The following is a 15,795-nucleotide window of genomic DNA, read 5'->3' as shown; positions in this document are numbered from 1 at the left end:
TCACTCCTCTGGTTTGTTGGCGGGGAGTCGGGGACAGGACACCCCGAGTTGACGGGCGAGAAAGACCAGGTCACGGGTGCGCAGGGCGCCCGCTCGACCGCCGAGGGTGGTGTCGAAGCCGGTGACCCCGCTCTTCATCGCGACCGTGGCGTTGACCAGGCCGAGCCCGCGCTGGGTCCGCAGCCGCACCCGAAGTGAGGCGCGGCGGGCGCGCACGGTGGCGTCGGCGAGCACGGCCCGCACCTGCACCGGGCTGGCGTCGGCGGCTTCGACCAGGGTGACGGCGGTGTGCCCGGCACGCAGCAGCTGGTCCAGCTCGGCGAGGGTGGCCTCCTCGCCGCCGGCCCGGAAGGCGTCGGCGATCATCGGGCCGGGGGTTGCCCGCACCGTGAAGCCGGCCGTCGCGAGGGTGCTCGCGCGCAGGCGGGAGAGCCGGCCCCCGATCGCGATGTCGATCCTCTCCGGCAGCGGGTCGGCGAGCTGGCTCCACACGCTGGAGTGGAACAGCAGCGGGGCACCGACTCGGGGGGTGCTGGCGGCGAGCACCTCACCGACGAAGATCGTGTGGTCACCGCCGGGATAGGCGTGCACGACCCGGCAGTCCAGCCAGGCGGTCGCGTTGGCCAGCACCGGGCAGCCGGTCTCGGCGTGCGCCCAGTCCAGCCCGGCGAAGCGGTCGGTGATCTCGGGACGCATGCCGGCGAAGCGTTGACCGATGCCGGCCTGACCCTTGCCGAGGAAGCTGATCGCGAAGACCCCGGCCTGCTCCACCAGGGCGTGGCTGGGAAGGTGGACGCCCAGGCAGACGGAGACCAGCGGCGGGTTGAGGCTGACCGAGGAGAACGAGCTCGCGGTCATGCCATGTGGCTGGCCGTCGACGACGGTGGTCACGACACCGACGCCACTGGGCCACTGGGCGAGGGCCGAGCGGAACGTGATGCTGTCGACCGACACTGGCAGGCTCTCCGTTTCGCATCAGGAAACGCCGTTACCAGAAACGTAACGAGGGGCGGTGTCCCGTGTCAACCGCCGTTTGGTCCGGGCGGCCGGCGACACTCAGGACACGGTGTTTCGCTGGGTGGAATCGAGCGACCTACACTGCTCTGGAGACCGGACAAAAACGAACAGTGCTGTGGAGGCCCACCCATGACCAGTCGGACATCCGCGGCGACGGCACCGGCCGTTGCGGAGGACGGCGACGGACAGTCCCGCTCGATCGCGGCGGTCGAGCGGGCGATGGACGTGCTGCTCTACTTCGGGCGCAGCGGGCGACCGGACCTGGGCGTCACCGAGATCGCGACCGCGCTGGGCCTGACCAAGGCCGCCGTGCACCGCATCCTCACGGCGCTGCGCAGCCGGGATCTGATCATTGTCGACCCGAGCACCCGTCGCTACGCGCTGGGCCACGCGGCCGTCACGCTCGGCCGGGCCTACCTGGCCCGCACCGACCTGCGCGCGATGGCCGGCCCGGAGCTGCGCGCGCTGGCGGCCCAGACGGGCGAGACCGCCACGCTGTCGCTGCGCCGGGGCGACACCCGGCTGTATGTCGACCAGGTGGTGCCCGAGCACGAGCTGCGGCTGGACGTCAACATCGGCATCCCGTACCCGCTGCACGCCGGCAGCTCGTCCAAGGCGTTCCTGGCCTTCGTCGCCGAGGACGAGTTCGACGCCTACCTGGAGCGGCACCGGCTCGACGAGCTCACCGACCGCACCATCACCGACCCGGCGAAGCTGCGCAAGGAGCTGGCGGCCATCCGCAAACGCGGCTACGCCACCTCCCGCGGCGAACGCCAGCCCGGCGCGACGTCGATTGCGGCACCGGTCTACGACCACGACGGGCACGTGGTGGCGGTCGTCAGCGTGGCCGGGCCGGTGGGGCGGTTCAAGCCGGACTCGCCCGAGCTGGCGAAGTCGCTACTCAAGGCGACTGGCCGGATCTCCGCTCAGCTCGGCTACAGCGGCTCCTGACCGACCGGCCCGGGTCACAGCGCCGCGAGCGGCTTCAGCACGCCGAGCGCCGCGGCCGCCAGCACGCTGCCCCAGATGCCCCACACGTAGGGTAGGCAGCCGTCGATCGCGCGTCGCATCGTGCGCTCCACCTCCGGCGTGGAGCCGGTCGTCATCAACGTGCCGAAGGCCGGCCCGAACGGGCGCAGGGTGAGCCGGATGCCCAGTCCGCAGGCGATCGCGACGCTGTAGAGCAGGATCTTGCCGCCCAGCCACTTCGGGTTGGTGTCCACGCCGAACGGTGCGGCGGCGAAGAGCGTGTAGAGCGCGGTCCCGGCGAGCCCGGCGATCAACACGATGCGGACCGTCCAGTCCGCCCGGCGCACCCAGCGGCGGTGGCCCGGGCGGTGGTGGTCGGAGATCGTGGCGGCCAGCCACCCCGCCGCGAACACCCAGAGCAGCGCGACGATCGGCCAGCCGAACGGGTTGATTCCAAAGACCCGCGCGCCGTGCGGGTCCAGCGCCATCAGCGTGACGCCGCTGGGCAGGAAGAGCACCAGGCAGATCTTGGGCCCCAGGTCGAGCCCGCTCATGATCTTCAGTGCGGTGGCCCGGGCAGCCGGCGTGAGATCGGGCTTGAGGACGAACCGGCTCGACCAGAAGACCCCGAGATCCCCGCCCAGCCAGAAGACGAAGAGCACGATGTGCAGCAGAATCCACCAGCCGTACGGGTGCGGTCCCATGAAGCCTCCTTGACGTCTCGACCAGTAATGGAAACACTGTATCCATAGCCGAAACAATGGCCGCATCGCCGGTGCGTTGTCGAGCGGAAGGGCCCGAAGCCGTTGAGGTCGTACCTGTACGTGCCCGGGAACGCACCCGACAAGCTGACCAAGGCGGCGGGGCGCGGCGCGGACGCGGTGATCGTCGACCTGGAGGACGCGGTGCCGCCGGCCGGCAAGGACGCCGCCCGCTCGGCGGTCGCCGCCTTCCTGCGCGCCGCGCCGCCGGGGGTCGCCTGGTGGGTGCGGATCAACCCGGGCCGGTTGGGCCACGTCGACGCGGCGGCCGTCGTGGGGCCGGGGCTCGCCGGGCTCTGCGTGGCGAAGGCCGAGTCCGCCGCCGAACTGGCCGCCCTCGACGAGGTGCTCGGCGCGGCCGAGTCGGCGGCCGGGTTGCCGGCGGGCACGACCGCCGTGGTGCCGCTGCTGGAGTCGGCGGCGGCCGTGGTCGCGGCCCTCGACATCGCCCGCGCACCCCGGGTACGACGGCTGCAGCTCGGCGAGGCGGACCTGCGCGCCGATCTCGGCGTCACGCTCGGGCCGGACGAGCGAGAGTTGCTGTTCGTCCGCTCGCAGGTGGTGCTGGCCAGCGCGGCGGTCGGCATCGAGCCACCGGTGGCGCCGGTCAGCACCGACTTCCGGGACCTGGTCGCGCTGCGCACGTCGACGATGGCGCTGCGGCGGCTCGGCTTCGTGGGTCGGGCCTGCATCCACCCGGCGCAGATCGCGGTGGTGAACGAGGCGTTCACCCCCTCGCCCGGCGAGGTTGCGGCGGCGGCGGACCTGGTGGCCCGCTTCGACGCGGCAGTCCGTGACGGTGTGGGGGTCTGCCTCGACGCGCGGGGCCGGCTGGTGGACGAGGCGGTGGTCCGCTCCGCCCGGCGCCTGCTCGCCCTGGCGGTGTAGGCGTCCGCGTCAGCCTCGGCAGGTGTGATCGGGATGTGACGCGACCACCGGCCGCGTCACATCCCGTCGTCGTCACATCCCGTCGCCGGACCACGGGCCGCGCGAACGGGACCGCACCGGCAGGGTGGAGATGACCGGCGCCTCGTCGTGTTCGTGGTAGTTGGTGGCGGTGCCGCCCCACTTGATCCACTCATCGGTGGTGTACCAGTTGATCAGCTCACCGTCCGACCGGATGATCCAGTCGATGTCGGTCTCGGCCACGAAGTGGCCGTGCTTCACCCCGGCCGGCCGGAAGCAGTAGGTGCCCTCGTCGATGTCGCCGAAGTTGTACGCCATCTTCCCGCCGAGCGTGTAGAACTCCTCGTAGCAGGGGTGGTGGGCCAGCCGGTGGTCGCTCCAGCCCTTGTGGGCCCGGATCAGCCGGGTGTAGAAGTTGGTCACCGGGTCACGGTGCAGCAGCTTGATGTAGAGCGGCGTGATCGGCCCGACCGTCGGCGCGGCGGTCCATTCCATGGCGTCGGAGTCCACCACCGTCACCTCGCCGAGGGCGCTGTCCCACCGTGCCGAGGCCGGGTTCCACTGTGCCTTCTCGACGTCGAAACCGCAGTCGCCGTATTCGCGCCAGTGCAGCACCGACGAGCCCTCGCGGATCTTGATCCAGTCCATCGGCACGCCCCGCGGCACCTGCAGGTAGCCGCCGGGGCCGATTTCCTGACCGCCGTAGCTCAGCGAACCGGACCGCACGAAGAACTCGGTGTTGGCGTGCGGCACGCCCGGCCCGCGCCCCCAGTCGCTGTCGAACCGCAGCGACAGCGAGGACGATCCGTCCTCCTCGTCCGCCGAGAGCCGGCGTTCGTGGACCCCGCCCTCGCCGTGCGGCAGCTCTCCGACGTGCCAGATGTAGTCATTCTCGTGAATCAGTTCGACGTGCGCTCGCACCCGCTGCTCCTCACTTCGCGTTTCAGGGTCTTCCCGGCGGCGTTGCGGGCGGCGCCCCCGGCCGGAGGTGCCAGGGCGCCCGGCAGCCGGCGTTGGTGAGATCGGTGCCGTCCGGGACCAGCATGGCTGCAATGGAAACACTGTTTCCATCGGCGGGGCAAGACCAGCACCGACATTGTTCCCCCTAGCGAAACGGTGTATCCAGAGCATACGATGCGTCGCATGAACGGGGCACACTCCGACGTCAGGGGCCGGGCGACCGGCACGCTCGATGCCGACTACGCCGACGCCGGGTTCGCCCGTCGGCTCGGCTGGGGTACCCGGCCCGCGCTCGTGCTGGTCGACCCGGTCGCCGCGTACGCCGTACCCTCGTCGCCGTTGTTCCTGGCCACCGCGGAGAGCGCGCTGTCCGCGATGGCCGCGCTGGTGGCGGCGGCCCGCGCGGCCCGGGTTCCGGTGGCCTTCACCGCGGTGCGGTACGCCGACGAGTCCTGCGCCGAGGCGCCCCTGTTCGCCGCGAAGGTGCCGGCGCTGACCGCGTTCGCCGCCAGCAACCCGCTCGGCGACTTCGCGGCCCAGGTGCTGCCTGCCAGGGGGGAGCACATCGCGTACAAGCACTACGCCAGCGCCTTCGCCGGCACCGCGCTGGCCGCCTGGCTCACCACGGCCGGCGTCGACACGGTGGTGCTCGGCGGCTTCTCCACCAGCGGCTGCGTCCGCGCGTCGGCGGTCGACGCCCTGCAGCACGGGTTCCGCCCGATGGTGGTGCGCGAGGCGTGCGCCGACCGCGATCCCGGCCCGCACGAGGCCAACCTCTTCGACCTCGACGCCAAGTATGCCGACGTGGTGCCGCTGGCCGACGCGGTCGCCCGGTTGACCGGCGACTGACCGGAGCCGTTCTCCCGACGTGAGTGGGCAGGAGCAGTCATGCGTAAGGCAGTCATCACCGGCAGCACCAGGGGGATCGGCTTCGCGCTCGCCCGCGAGCTGCTCTCGCGGGGCCACTCCGTCGTCGTCTCGGGGCGTACGCGGACGGCCGTGGACGATGCCGTCGCGCGGCTGCGCCCGCAGGCCGCCGCGGAGGCCGCCGTCCACGGAATCGCCGCGGACGTCACCGACGCCGCGCAGGTCGAGCGGGTGTGGAGCGCCGCGGTCGACGCGCTGGGCGGCGTCGACCTGTGGATCAACAATGCCGGTGTCGCCAACACCACCCGGCGGATCGTCGAGACCGCGCCGGAGGACGTCCGGACGATGGTCACCACGAACATGCTCGGCACCGTGTACGGGTCGCAGGTCGCCGTCCGCGGCATGCTCGCCGCCGGCGGCGGCCAGGTCTTCAACCTGCTCGGCGGCGGCAGCGACGGCGCGATCCGCCCCGGCATGGGGGTCTACTCGGCCACCAAGCGCGGTCTGGACTCCTTCACCCGGGCACTGGCCAAGGAGGTCACCGGTACCGGCGTGCGGATCGGCCAGATCCGCCCCGGCATCCTCATCACCGAGGGGTGGCTGCGCGAGGCGGCCGCCGCGCCGGAGCAGGTGGCGCGGCAACGCAGGCTGCTCAACATCCTCTGCGACCACGTCGACGACGTCGCCCCGTACCTGGTCGAACGGATGCTGGCGAGCACCAGCAACGGCGACGCGATCGCGTGGCTCACCACCGGCCGGATGACCCGCAAGTTTCTCATCGCCGGCAAGCGGGACGTGCTCGGCCGCTACGGACTCTGACCTCGCCGCACACCGTGGCAGGTCCATGAACGACTCAGGAAAGGATGGCACCGGGTGAAGGGTGTGCAGCTCAACATGGCTGCCGGGATCCGCGAGTTCGGCCGGGCCACGCCCGGTCGGGTCGCGGTCGTCGATGGCGATCACGCCGTGACGTTCGGCGCGCTCGACGAGCGATCCAACCGGCTCGCGTCCGCGACGCTCGCGCGCGGCATCGTCCCCGGTGAACCGATCGCGGTGCTGAGCAACAACCGCTACGAGTATTTCGAGATATCGGCGGCGATGGCCAAGGCCGGCATCCCGACCGTACCGCTGAACACGAAGAACAACAGCTCGGACAACGCCTACATCCTCGCCCATTCGCGGGCGAGGGGGATCATCCTGGCCGACGAACTGGGCGGCAACGTCGACGGTCTGCTCGACGACCTGCCACTCGTGCTCAGCTTCGCGGGCGAGGTCGGCGAGCGGTACGAGACGTTCCTGGGGCAGGGCCGCGCGGTCGATCCGCAGGTCCCCGTCAACGAGACCGACCCGTTCTGCATCACGTACACGTCCGGCACGACCGGACGGCCCAAGGGCGTCCTGCTGACCCACCGGGGACGGGTCCTCACCGCGTTCGGGGTCGGGCTGGACTACGGGCTCGGGCCCAACCGCAGCACGATCGCGGTCGCGCCGATGTTCCACGGCGCGGGGTTCGCGTTCGCCTACGCCGCCCCGATGCTCGGCGGCTCGTGCACCGTGCTGCCGACCTGGGATCCGGAGCGGCTGCTGGACATGATGGTGGCCAGCCGCGCCTCCACGGTGTTCCTGGTGCCCACGCACGCCCAGCACATCCGCCGGTTCTGCGAGGAGCCGGCTGCGCGGTACGACCTGTCGGCGCTGCGGACGCTGTATTTCAACGCCGCCGCGTTGCCGGTCGCGTTGAAGGAGTGGGTGATCGCCGCGTTCCCCGGCGTCGACGTGCACGAGCTGTACGGCTCGACCGAGTGCTCCATCGTCACCAACCTTCGCCCGGAGTTCGCCCTGGAACGGGCCGGCAGCGTCGGGCATCCGTGGTTCTGGAACGAGGTTCGGCTCACCGACGACGACGGCAACGAGGTCGGGCCGGGTGAGCCCGGCGAGTTGTTCGCCCGCTCGCCGCTGCTGCTGGCCGGTTACCTCGACGACTCCGAGGCCACCCGGGCCGGGTACGACGCGGACGGGTTCTTCTCCGTCGGGGACGTCGCCGTGCGCGATGAGGAGGGCTTCATCACCATCGTCGACCGGAAGAAAGACATGATCATCGCGGGCGGGATCAACATCTTCCCCCGCGAGATCGAGGAGGTCATCGCCCGCCACGAGCCGGTCGACGAGGTCGCCGTGATCGGTGTGCCCGATGAGGTGTACGGCGAGCGCATCGCCGCGTTCGTGGTCGGCCGCCCGGGAAAACGGATCGACGTGGGTGCCCTGGAGGGCCACGTCCGGCAGCACGTGGCGCGCTACAAGGTGCCCCGCGAGTGGCATGTCGTCGACGCGTTGCCGCGCAACCCGAGCGGCAAGATCCTCAAGCGGGTGGTCCGCGACGACTACCTCGCGCGGTGTCGAAAGGAGATCGACTGATGGGGCTCAAGCCGGGCTGGACCGGGCGGTTCTTCGAGGACTTCGAGGTCGGGGACGTCTACCAGCATCCCCTGGGACGAACCGTCACGGAGGCCGACAACACCTGGTTCACGCTGCTGACCATGAACACCAACGAGATGCACTTCAACGCCGAGTACGCCGCACGGTCGGAGTTCGGCAAGCCGCTCGTGGTGTCGACGCTGACGGTGGCCATCGCGGTCGGGCAGAGCGTCACCGACCTGACCCAGAACGCGTTCGCGAACCTCGGCTGGGACGAGATCCGGATGACCCACCCGGTGTTCGCCGGTGACACCCTCTACAGCGAGTCGCTCGTGTTGAAGAAGCGCGAATCCGCGTCCCGCCCACACGCCGGCATCGTCACGGTGCGCACCCGCTCGCTCAACCAGCACGGCGACGAGGTCTGCTCCTTCAAGCGCACGTTCTATGTGTACCGCCGGGGCGCCGAACAGCTGGAAAATCTCTTCCCCGTCGGGAAGTCCCCGCTCTCCCTCGACCGCGACAGCGACCCGACGGCATGAGGCTCACGTACCAGCCGTGGGGTGCGACGCTCGCGGAGCTGGCCGACGCCGGGCGCCGGGCGGAACGCGCGGGTGCCGAGGTGCTGTGGGTGTCGGAGCTGCACCGCAGCGCGACCGGCACCGCCGCGGCCCTGGCCGGGACGACGTCGACCGCACAGATCGGCACCTCGATCGTCCTGGCGTTCACCCGCAGCCCGATGATCACCGCGCTGGAGGCGCTCGACCTGGACGAGCTGTCCGGTGGCCGGTTCGTGCTCGGCCTCGGCTCCGGGGTGCGCCGGCTCAACGAGGGCTGGCACAACGTCCCGTTCGGCAAGCCGGTCGGTCACCTGCGCGAGACGGTCCGCAACATCCGGTTGTTCTGGGACGCCTGCACCACCGGCGCCGAGATCCGTGCCGACGGCGAGTTCGAGCCCATGCACATCCGCGGCTACGCGCGGCCGTACGCGGTGCCGGAGCGGCCGATCCCGGTGTACCTGGCGGCGATGGGCCCGCTGATGACCCGGCTGGCCGGCGAGATCGGCGACGGCTGGATCAGCCACGAGCTGTGCTCACCGGGATACCTGCGGGAGCAGATCCTGCCCGACCTCACGCTCGGCATCGACCGCGCGAACGGCAGGTCACGCCACGACCTCGACGTGGTCGTCTCCGCGTGCTGCTCGGTCGCCGCCGACCCGGCGCTCGCCCGCCACCGCGCCGCCGGTCTGGTCGGCTTCTACGCCACGGTCCGCACCTACGCCGACTTCTTCGCCTTCCACGGTCTCGCCGAGGACCAGCAGGCCGTCATCGACGCGTTCCGGGCCGGGGCCAACGCGGACCATCTCGCGGGCAGTGTCAGCGACCGGATGGTCGACGCGCTCACCATGACCGGCACCCGCGACGACGTCACCGCCCGGATCGCGGCCTATGACGGCATCGCCGACACCGTGAAGCTGAGCCCACCCACCCATGGGTTGCCGGTCGCCGAGATCCGCGCGGCCCAGGACGAGATCATCGCGCTGATCGGTGAGCTGACAGGAGCGTCCGCATGAGACCACTGGAGGACCTGCGCATCATCGCGGTCGAGCAGTATGGCGCGGGGCCGTTCGGCAGCGTGCACCTGGCCGACCTCGGCGCCCAGGTCATCAAGGTCGAGGATCCGCGGGCCGGTGGCGACGTCGGCCGGTACGTGCCGCCGTACGCCGACGACGAGGATTCGCTCTTCTTCGAAACGTTCAACCGCAACAAGCGCAGCATCTCCCTCGACCTGAACACCGCCGCCGGGCGTGGCGTCTTCGAGCAACTCGTCGCGGTCTCCGACGTCGTCTACTCCAACCTGCGCGGTGACGTGCCGGAGAAGCTGCGCATCCGGTACGACGACCTCAAGCACCTCAACCCGCGCATCGTGTGCGTGTCGCTCACCGGGTTCGGGATGACCGGGCCGCGCAAGCGGGAACCCGGCTACGACTACGTGTTGCAGGGTCTCGCCGGCTGGATGGAGCTGACCGGTGAGCCGGACGGACCGCCCACCAAGTCCGGGCTGTCGCTCGTCGACTATTCGGGCGGCTTCGTGGCCGCGATCTCGCTCCTGGCCGGGGTGCACGCCGCCCGCCGCGACGGCGTCGGTATGGACTGCGACGTCAGCCTGTACGACACGGCGGTGTCGATGCTGACCTATCCCGCGACGTGGCACCTGAACGCCGGGTTCCGACCGGTACGTACGCACCACTCGGCGCACCCGTCGCTCGTGCCGTTCCAGGCGTTCGAGGCCAAGGACGGGTGGCTGGTCGTCGGCTGCGCGAAGGAGAAGTTCTGGGCCCGGCTGTGTCAGATCGTCGGCCACCCGGAGTGGGCCGAGGCCGGCTCGCCGTACGCGACCTTCGCCACTCGCCGGGAGAACAGCGCCGACCTGGTGCCCCGGTTGGAGGCGATCTTCCGGCAGAAGACCGTCGACGACTGGCTCGAGCAGCTCTACGCCGGGTCGATCCCGTGCGGCCCGATCAACGATGTCGGGGCGGCCCTGGCGGACGCGCACACCGCCGCCCGGAACCTCGTGGTCACCACCGACCACCCCCGGTACGGCGAGGTGCGGCAGCTGGCGTCCCCGGTGCGGGTCGGCGACGAGACGCCCACCTACCGGCGGGCGCCGCAGCGTAACGAGGACCTCGCGCTCGTCACCGAGGAGATCCTGGGCCTGGATGCGTCTCAGGTGGCGGCGCTGCTGGCGGCCGGCGCGTTCGGCGACGCCGAGCCGGCACCCGGCACCCCCGACAGCCTCGACACCACGGCCGCGTCACGATGATCGCCGAGGAGCTTGCCGAGTGGGGCACCGGCGACGTCGAGGTGCCGGCCGGGGTGCGGGCCGCAGCGCTGCGGCACCTGCTCGACGGGGTCGGCACCGCGCTGGGTGGGTTGCGTACCGGCACGGTGGCGGGGGAGTCCGGCGGGCCGTCCCCGCTTCCGGCCGTCGCCGTCGCCCGGGCGCTCGGCGGGCCGCCGGAGGCGACGATCATCGGGTCGCCGGGCCGGGTCGGGGCGCCGGCAGCCGCGCTCGCCAACGGCACGCTCGTGCACGCGCTGGACTTCGACGACACCCACGCCGGCGGCCTCGTCCACGCGACGGCGGTGGTGCTGCCGGCGGCGTTCGCCGTCGGTGAGGAGGTCGGCGCGGCCGGCCGGGCCGTTCTCGAGGCCGCCGTCGTCGGCTACGAGACCGTGTGCCGGGTCGCCGCCGCCGCGCCGCACGGCTTCCACGCCCGAGGGCTGCACGCCACGATGGTGGCCGGCGTGTTCTCCTCGGCGATCGTCGCGGCCCGCCTGCTCGGCCTCGGCGCCGCACGTACCGTCGACGCGCTCGGCATCGCCGGCAGTCAGGCCGGCGGACTCCTCGCGTTCCTCCACAGCGGAGCGTCGACGAAGCAGCTGCACCCGGGGTTCGCCGCGCACGCCGGCATCCTCGCCGCCCGGCTCGCCGCGGCCGGGGCCAGTGGCCCGGCGAACGTCTTCGAGGGCCCGCACGGTGTGTACGACGCGCTCGCCGCCGGCGCGGTCGACCTCGCCTCCGTCACCGCCGACCTCGGCACGCGCTGGGAGACCATCCGGATCGGCATCAAGCCGTACCCGGCGTGCCAGCTCTCGCACGCCGCGATCGACGCGGTCCGCGACGCGGTGCGTACCGGCGGGGTCGGGCCCGGCGACGTCGTCGCGATCGACGTCGACGTGCACCCCGACTCGGTGCCCACGGTCTGCGACACCCGGCGGGACCTGGCGCGTCCGGCGTCGCCGTACGCGGCGAAGTTCTCGCTGCCGTGGAGCGTCGCCGCCGCCGTCGTCGACGGTGACGTGACCACCGCGACGTACGAGCCGGACTCGCTCGGCCGGCCCGAGGTGGAGCGCGTTGCCAGACTGGTGCGCTGGCACGTCACCCCCACCGGCGGGGTCGCGGCCGACGCGCCCGGCGCCGCACGCATCACGCTTGTCGACGGCTCGGCGCTCACCGGCAGCGTGCCGCGCAGCGCGGGCGGGCCGGACAACCCGTTGACCGACGAGCAACTCGTCGCGAAGTTCCGCGGCAACGCCGGTGGCGACACCACCCACGTCGTCGACCTGCTGCGCCGCCTCGACGAACTGGACACCATCGAACCGCTCATGGTGGCGCTGGCCGCCGCCGGCACAGGCAGGGACCGCCCGTGACACCGCACGCCATCAGCCCGCCGTCCTTCCGCTGGTTCCCGTACGACGGCTTCACGTTCTGCCTCGGCCTCGCCGAGGGCGACGCGGCCTGGACCTCCGGGCACACCTCCGCCGCGTTCGACGAGGCCGTCGGCAGGATGACGGTCACCGGGGACATGGCGGCGCAGGCGCGCACCGCGTACGAGAAGGTCCTGACGATCCTGGCGGCCGCCGGGTTCGGGCCGCAGGACGTCACCCGGGTCACCGAGAACGTGACGGTCGCCGGGCTCGCCGAGTACGAGGCGGCCGCGGCGCTCCGGCGGGAGGTCTTCGGCGACCACGAGCCGGTGCTGCGAACGGTCGTCGTCGAGCGGCTCGTGCGGCGTACCGCGCTGGTGGAGGTCGAGCTGCACGCGGTCCGGGGCGGCGGCGAGGTGCTGGTCGCCAGCGAGCCTCGGCGGGCCGGCACCTGGCGGGCCTCCACCGTGCGGACCGGCCACGACGGCGCGGTGTACCTGCCGACGATGCTCCCGGTCGACGCGTCCGGCGCCGTGGTCCACCCGGGCGACTTCGCCGCGCAGTACGCCTACTGCCTGGACCGGGCGGGGGACCTGCTCAAGGCGTTCGGGCTGTCCCTCGACGCGGTCGTCACGACCTACGACTACTCGACGCCGGAAACGCGCGACGTGTACCGCCGGACGCACCGCGTGCGGAAGGAACGCCTCGGCGGCGCCGGCGTGTATCCGGGCGCGGGCGGCATCCTGATGAGCCGGCTGCACCACCCGGACGCGCTCGTCGCGATCGACGTCACCGCCTCCCGGCACCGGTTGGAACTGGTCAACCCGGGCTGGTCCCGCTACGACACGCTCACCTACGCCCCCGGGGTCAGGGCCGGCCGGACGCTGTACATGTCCGGTTTCGCGGCGCTGGACATGCAGACGCAGCAGGCCCTGTACCCCGACGACCTCGTGGCGCAGGCCGAGGCGACGTACGGCGCGATCCTGCACCTGCTGCGCTACGCCGGCCTCGGACCGGAGCACCTGCTGGAGACGACCGAGTACTGCGTCGAGTCCGCGCTGCCGGCGTACCGGGGCGTGGCCGGGGTGCGGGAACGACTGCTCAGCCCGCCCTGGCCGGCGTCGACCGGGGCGATCTGCAAGGCCCTGCTGCGTCCCGAGTTCCTGTTCGAGGTGTTCCCGACGGCGGTCTACCCGAACATCAGCGGGGCGGAGGAGACGGCGTGAGCCTGCTGACCGACGAACTGCGCGCGCTGCTGGGCACGAGGAAGGTGTACACCGCGCCGGAACCCCTCGGCGCCGCGGCCGGCCGGTACTTCGGCCTGGCCATCGGCGACGACAACCCGCTGTACTCGGACCCCGAGTTCGCCCGCGCGCAGGGCCTGCCGGGCGTGACCGCCCCGCCGACGCTCATCTGCGAGACCAACCAGTACGCGAACCTCCCGATGGACAGCGACGGCTACGCCGGGCACTCCTGGCACCTCGACGTCCCCGGCACCCGCCAGGTCCGCGGTGGCAACAGCTACACGTTCCACCGCCGGGTACGCCCCGACGACGTCATCACCGCGACCTGGGAGATCCACGATCTGACCGAGAAGCAGACCCGCACCGGCGCGGACATGCTCGTGGTCTCCTCGCGTGCGACGTACACCAACCAGGACGGCGAGCTGCTCGCCGTCAACGAGGAGACGATCATCCTGGTCAGTCTGGACGGTGCCGCATGACCTCCCGGGTGCCACCGAACGTCGGGGATGCGCTGCCCGCGCTGGAGCGCACCATCACGCTCACCGGCATGGTCGCCTACGCCGGCGCCACCTGGGACTGGTACCGCCTGCACTTCGACCCCGAGTTCGTGGCCGCCGCGCGGGTCCCGGGCCCGGTCGTGGACGGGCAGGTGTTCGGGGCGCTCTTCGTCGAGCTGCTGCAGGACACGCTCGGCCCGCGCTGCTTCGTGCACGAGCTGTCGTTCACGTTCCGGAACCTGATGTTCGCCGGTGAGACCGTCCGGTGCGAGGGCACCGTGGTCGAGGTCGGTGCCGACCGCGTCCGGGTCGACCTCTCCGCCACGATCCTGGCCAGTGAGTACGGCCCACAGCGGCCAGCGGCCCGCCCTGCCCACGCGACGGTCCTGCTGGGCACGGCCGACGGGCCGGGTGCGCGGTGACCCGCGTCGCGATCGTCGGTGCGGCCGAGTGCGACCTCGGTAACACCGGAAAGTCCACGCTCACGCTGCAGACCCAGGCCGTCACCCGGGCGCTCGCCGACGCCGGGCTGACCCGCGCCGACGTCGACGGGCTGGCCACCACCGGAGTGTCCCGCTTCTCCACCACCCAGCTCGCCGAGTATCTCGGGCTGCAGCCCCGCTGGGTCGACTCGACGTTCGTCGGCGGGTCGGCCGCCGAGATGATGGTCGCCCGTGCCACCCAGGCGATCGGAGCCGGTCAGGTGTCCACGGTGGTCATCAGCTTCGCGTCGAACCAGCGCTCCGCGCGCTCGCGCAGCCTCGGCGGGGTCGTCGAGGAGCACACACCGGAGGCCCAGTTCGAGACGCCGTACGGCCCGCTGTACCCGCTGTCGTACTACGCGATGGCGGCGCAACAGTACTTCCACCGGTACGGCGGGACGCGGGAGAAGCTGGCCGAGATCGCGGTCGCCGCCCGGGAGTGGGCGCTGCTCAACCCGGCCGCGTTCCGCTTCGGCGCCGGGCCGTTGACCGTCGACGACGTGCTCGCCGCGCCGATGGTCTCCAGCCCGCTGACCGTCGCTGACTGCTGCCTGGTGACCGACGGCGGCGGGGCGGTCGTGCTCACCGCGCTGGACCGGGCCCGCGACCTGCGGCACCCGCCGGTACGGGTCCTCGGGTACGGCGAGCGGTCGACGAACACGTCGATGACCGCCGTCGAGGACCTGACGGTCACCGGTGCGCGCGAGTCCGGCCGGGAGGCGTTCGCCCGGGCCGGCATCACACCCTCCGACGTGGACGTGTTGGAGGTGTACGACTCGTTCACCATCACCGCCGCGCTCAGCATCGAGGCACTGGGCTTCTGCGGACCGGGGGAGGTGCTCGACCTCATCCAGGACGGTCGCATCCATCCCGGCGGCGAGCTGGCGTTGAACACCTCCGGCGGCGGCCTGTCGTACTGCCATCCCGGGCAGTACGGGGTACTGCTGCTGGTGGAGGCGGTCCGCCAGCTGCGCGGCGAGGCGGGTGCCCGGCAGGTGCCCGACGCCCGGGTGGCCGTGGCGCATGGCACCGGCGGGATCCTGTCCACGCACGCGACGGTCGTGCTGGGGGTGCGGTGATGCACGTACCGCCGCCCGACGACGTGACGGCCGGCTGGTGGGACGCCACCCGGGAGCACCGCTACACGCTGCAGGTCTGCGGGTCCTGCGGGCGCGTCCAGCACCCACCGCGAGCGCTGTGTACCGCCTGCTCGTCCATGGCGGACCTCGGGTTCGTCGAGGCGTCCGGCGACGGCGTCGTGGACACCTTCACCGTGGTGCACCGGGCACCCGCGCCGGGGGTCGCCGTGCCGTACACGATCGCCCGGATCCGGCTCGCTGAGGGGCCGATCGTGCTGTCCACGCTCGACGGTCAGGACTGGCGGATCGGGGACCCGGTCCGCGTCGGCTGGCTCGATCTCGACGACGGCCGGGCACTGCCGGTCTTCCACCGCTGACGGAGGCACACCC

17 protein-coding genes are annotated in these 15,795 nt (G+C 71.9%); 14 read left to right on the top strand and 3 right to left on the bottom strand.

The window, feature by feature from the left end:
* A complete protein-coding gene (locus ABZT18_RS03810; RefSeq protein WP_354992253.1) occupies positions 1 to 954 on the bottom strand; it encodes a flavin reductase in 954 nt (317 codons plus the stop codon).
* 192 nt (positions 955 to 1,146) lie between these two features.
* On the opposite strand from ABZT18_RS03810, the gene ABZT18_RS03805 reads away from it, so the two are divergent.
* Positions 1,147 to 1,968, top strand: coding sequence for an IclR family transcriptional regulator (locus ABZT18_RS03805; RefSeq protein ID WP_354992252.1), 822 nt, complete (start codon positions 1,147 to 1,149; stop codon positions 1,966 to 1,968).
* A gap of 14 nt (positions 1,969 to 1,982) precedes the next feature.
* On the opposite strand, the gene ABZT18_RS03800 is transcribed toward ABZT18_RS03805, so the two are convergent.
* Positions 1,983 to 2,690, bottom strand: a complete 708-nt coding sequence (locus ABZT18_RS03800; RefSeq protein WP_354992251.1) for a hypothetical protein — start codon at positions 2,688 to 2,690, stop codon at positions 1,983 to 1,985.
* A gap of 102 nt (positions 2,691 to 2,792) precedes the next feature.
* Here ABZT18_RS03800 and ABZT18_RS03795 point away from each other — a divergent pair, with 102 nt between their 5' ends.
* Positions 2,793 to 3,635, top strand: coding sequence for a CoA ester lyase (locus ABZT18_RS03795; protein ID WP_354992250.1), 843 nt, complete (start codon positions 2,793 to 2,795; stop codon positions 3,633 to 3,635).
* Between the two features lie 72 nt (positions 3,636 to 3,707).
* Here ABZT18_RS03795 and ABZT18_RS03790 read toward each other — a convergent pair whose 3' ends face one another.
* Positions 3,708 to 4,574: a DUF4437 domain-containing protein gene (locus tag ABZT18_RS03790; protein WP_354992249.1), complete on the bottom strand. Its 867-nt coding sequence runs from the start codon at positions 4,572 to 4,574 to the stop codon at positions 3,708 to 3,710.
* Between the two features lie 222 nt (positions 4,575 to 4,796).
* Here ABZT18_RS03790 and ABZT18_RS03785 point away from each other — a divergent pair, with 222 nt between their 5' ends.
* Genes ABZT18_RS03785 through ABZT18_RS03730 form a run of 12 tightly spaced genes read left to right on the top strand, consistent with a single transcriptional unit; the run spans position 4,797 to position 15,782 of the window.
* The gene (locus ABZT18_RS03785; protein ID WP_354992248.1) at positions 4,797 to 5,462 is read left to right on the top strand and encodes an isochorismatase family protein; all 666 of its coding nucleotides are present in this window, start codon (positions 4,797 to 4,799) and stop codon (positions 5,460 to 5,462) included.
* 39 nt (positions 5,463 to 5,501) lie between these two features.
* Complete coding sequence (locus tag ABZT18_RS03780) at positions 5,502 to 6,299, top strand: SDR family oxidoreductase (RefSeq protein ID WP_354992247.1); 798 nt, start codon at positions 5,502 to 5,504, stop codon at positions 6,297 to 6,299.
* Positions 6,300 to 6,353: 54 nt separating this feature from the next.
* Positions 6,354 to 7,895 (top strand): AMP-binding protein, encoded by a 1,542-nt coding sequence (locus ABZT18_RS03775; protein ID WP_354992246.1) that lies wholly within the window; start codon positions 6,354 to 6,356, stop codon positions 7,893 to 7,895.
* Positions 7,895 to 8,434 (top strand): MaoC family dehydratase, encoded by a 540-nt coding sequence (locus ABZT18_RS03770; protein WP_354992245.1) that lies wholly within the window; start codon positions 7,895 to 7,897, stop codon positions 8,432 to 8,434. Before ABZT18_RS03775 ends, ABZT18_RS03770 begins: the two co-directional genes overlap by 1 nt.
* On the top strand, positions 8,431 to 9,465 hold the full coding sequence (locus tag ABZT18_RS03765; protein ID WP_354992244.1) for an LLM class flavin-dependent oxidoreductase: 1,035 nt from the start codon (positions 8,431 to 8,433) through the stop codon (positions 9,463 to 9,465). Before ABZT18_RS03770 ends, ABZT18_RS03765 begins: the two co-directional genes overlap by 4 nt.
* Complete coding sequence (locus ABZT18_RS03760; protein ID WP_354992243.1) at positions 9,462 to 10,715, top strand: CoA transferase; 1,254 nt, start codon at positions 9,462 to 9,464, stop codon at positions 10,713 to 10,715. Before ABZT18_RS03765 ends, ABZT18_RS03760 begins: the two co-directional genes overlap by 4 nt.
* The gene (locus ABZT18_RS03755) at positions 10,712 to 12,106 is read left to right on the top strand and encodes an MmgE/PrpD family protein (RefSeq protein ID WP_354992242.1); all 1,395 of its coding nucleotides are present in this window, start codon (positions 10,712 to 10,714) and stop codon (positions 12,104 to 12,106) included. The genes ABZT18_RS03760 and ABZT18_RS03755 overlap by 4 nt, the downstream gene beginning before the upstream one ends.
* Positions 12,103 to 13,329 (top strand): RidA family protein, encoded by a 1,227-nt coding sequence (locus ABZT18_RS03750; protein ID WP_354992241.1) that lies wholly within the window; start codon positions 12,103 to 12,105, stop codon positions 13,327 to 13,329. The genes ABZT18_RS03755 and ABZT18_RS03750 overlap by 4 nt, the downstream gene beginning before the upstream one ends.
* Positions 13,326 to 13,826: a MaoC family dehydratase N-terminal domain-containing protein gene (locus tag ABZT18_RS03745; protein ID WP_354992240.1), complete on the top strand. Its 501-nt coding sequence runs from the start codon at positions 13,326 to 13,328 to the stop codon at positions 13,824 to 13,826. The genes ABZT18_RS03750 and ABZT18_RS03745 overlap by 4 nt, the downstream gene beginning before the upstream one ends.
* On the top strand, positions 13,823 to 14,266 hold the full coding sequence (locus ABZT18_RS03740) for a MaoC/PaaZ C-terminal domain-containing protein (protein ID WP_354992239.1): 444 nt from the start codon (positions 13,823 to 13,825) through the stop codon (positions 14,264 to 14,266). The genes ABZT18_RS03745 and ABZT18_RS03740 overlap by 4 nt, the downstream gene beginning before the upstream one ends.
* A complete protein-coding gene (locus tag ABZT18_RS03735) occupies positions 14,263 to 15,405 on the top strand; it encodes an acetyl-CoA acetyltransferase (protein ID WP_354992238.1) in 1,143 nt (380 codons plus the stop codon). The genes ABZT18_RS03740 and ABZT18_RS03735 overlap by 4 nt, the downstream gene beginning before the upstream one ends.
* The gene (locus ABZT18_RS03730; RefSeq protein ID WP_354992237.1) at positions 15,405 to 15,782 is read left to right on the top strand and encodes a Zn-ribbon domain-containing OB-fold protein; all 378 of its coding nucleotides are present in this window, start codon (positions 15,405 to 15,407) and stop codon (positions 15,780 to 15,782) included. Before ABZT18_RS03735 ends, ABZT18_RS03730 begins: the two co-directional genes overlap by 1 nt.
* The last annotated feature ends 13 nt before the right edge of the window (positions 15,783 to 15,795 follow it).

The organism is Micromonospora sp. NPDC005291, assembly GCF_040607415.1.
Taxonomy (GTDB): Bacteria; Actinomycetota; Actinomycetes; order Mycobacteriales; family Micromonosporaceae; genus Micromonospora.
This window is presented reverse-complemented; position numbering and strand designations above follow the sequence as displayed.

Coding starts and splice junctions, on each gene's coding strand:
- ABZT18_RS03760 (WP_354992243.1), top strand. CDS start 9,462: ATGAGACCACTGGAGGACCTGCGCATCATCGCGGTCGAGCAGTATGGC.
- ABZT18_RS03755 (WP_354992242.1), top strand. CDS start 10,712: ATGATCGCCGAGGAGCTTGCCGAGTGGGGCACCGGCGACGTCGAGGTG.
- ABZT18_RS03800 (WP_354992251.1), bottom strand. CDS start 2,690: ATGGGACCGCACCCGTACGGCTGGTGGATTCTGCTGCACATCGTGCTC.
- ABZT18_RS03740 (WP_354992239.1), top strand. CDS start 13,823: ATGACCTCCCGGGTGCCACCGAACGTCGGGGATGCGCTGCCCGCGCTG.
- ABZT18_RS03770 (WP_354992245.1), top strand. CDS start 7,895: ATGGGGCTCAAGCCGGGCTGGACCGGGCGGTTCTTCGAGGACTTCGAG.
- ABZT18_RS03780 (WP_354992247.1), top strand. CDS start 5,502: ATGCGTAAGGCAGTCATCACCGGCAGCACCAGGGGGATCGGCTTCGCG.
- ABZT18_RS03785 (WP_354992248.1), top strand. CDS start 4,797: ATGAACGGGGCACACTCCGACGTCAGGGGCCGGGCGACCGGCACGCTC.
- ABZT18_RS03765 (WP_354992244.1), top strand. CDS start 8,431: ATGAGGCTCACGTACCAGCCGTGGGGTGCGACGCTCGCGGAGCTGGCC.
- ABZT18_RS03805 (WP_354992252.1), top strand. CDS start 1,147: ATGACCAGTCGGACATCCGCGGCGACGGCACCGGCCGTTGCGGAGGAC.
- ABZT18_RS03730 (WP_354992237.1), top strand. CDS start 15,405: ATGCACGTACCGCCGCCCGACGACGTGACGGCCGGCTGGTGGGACGCC.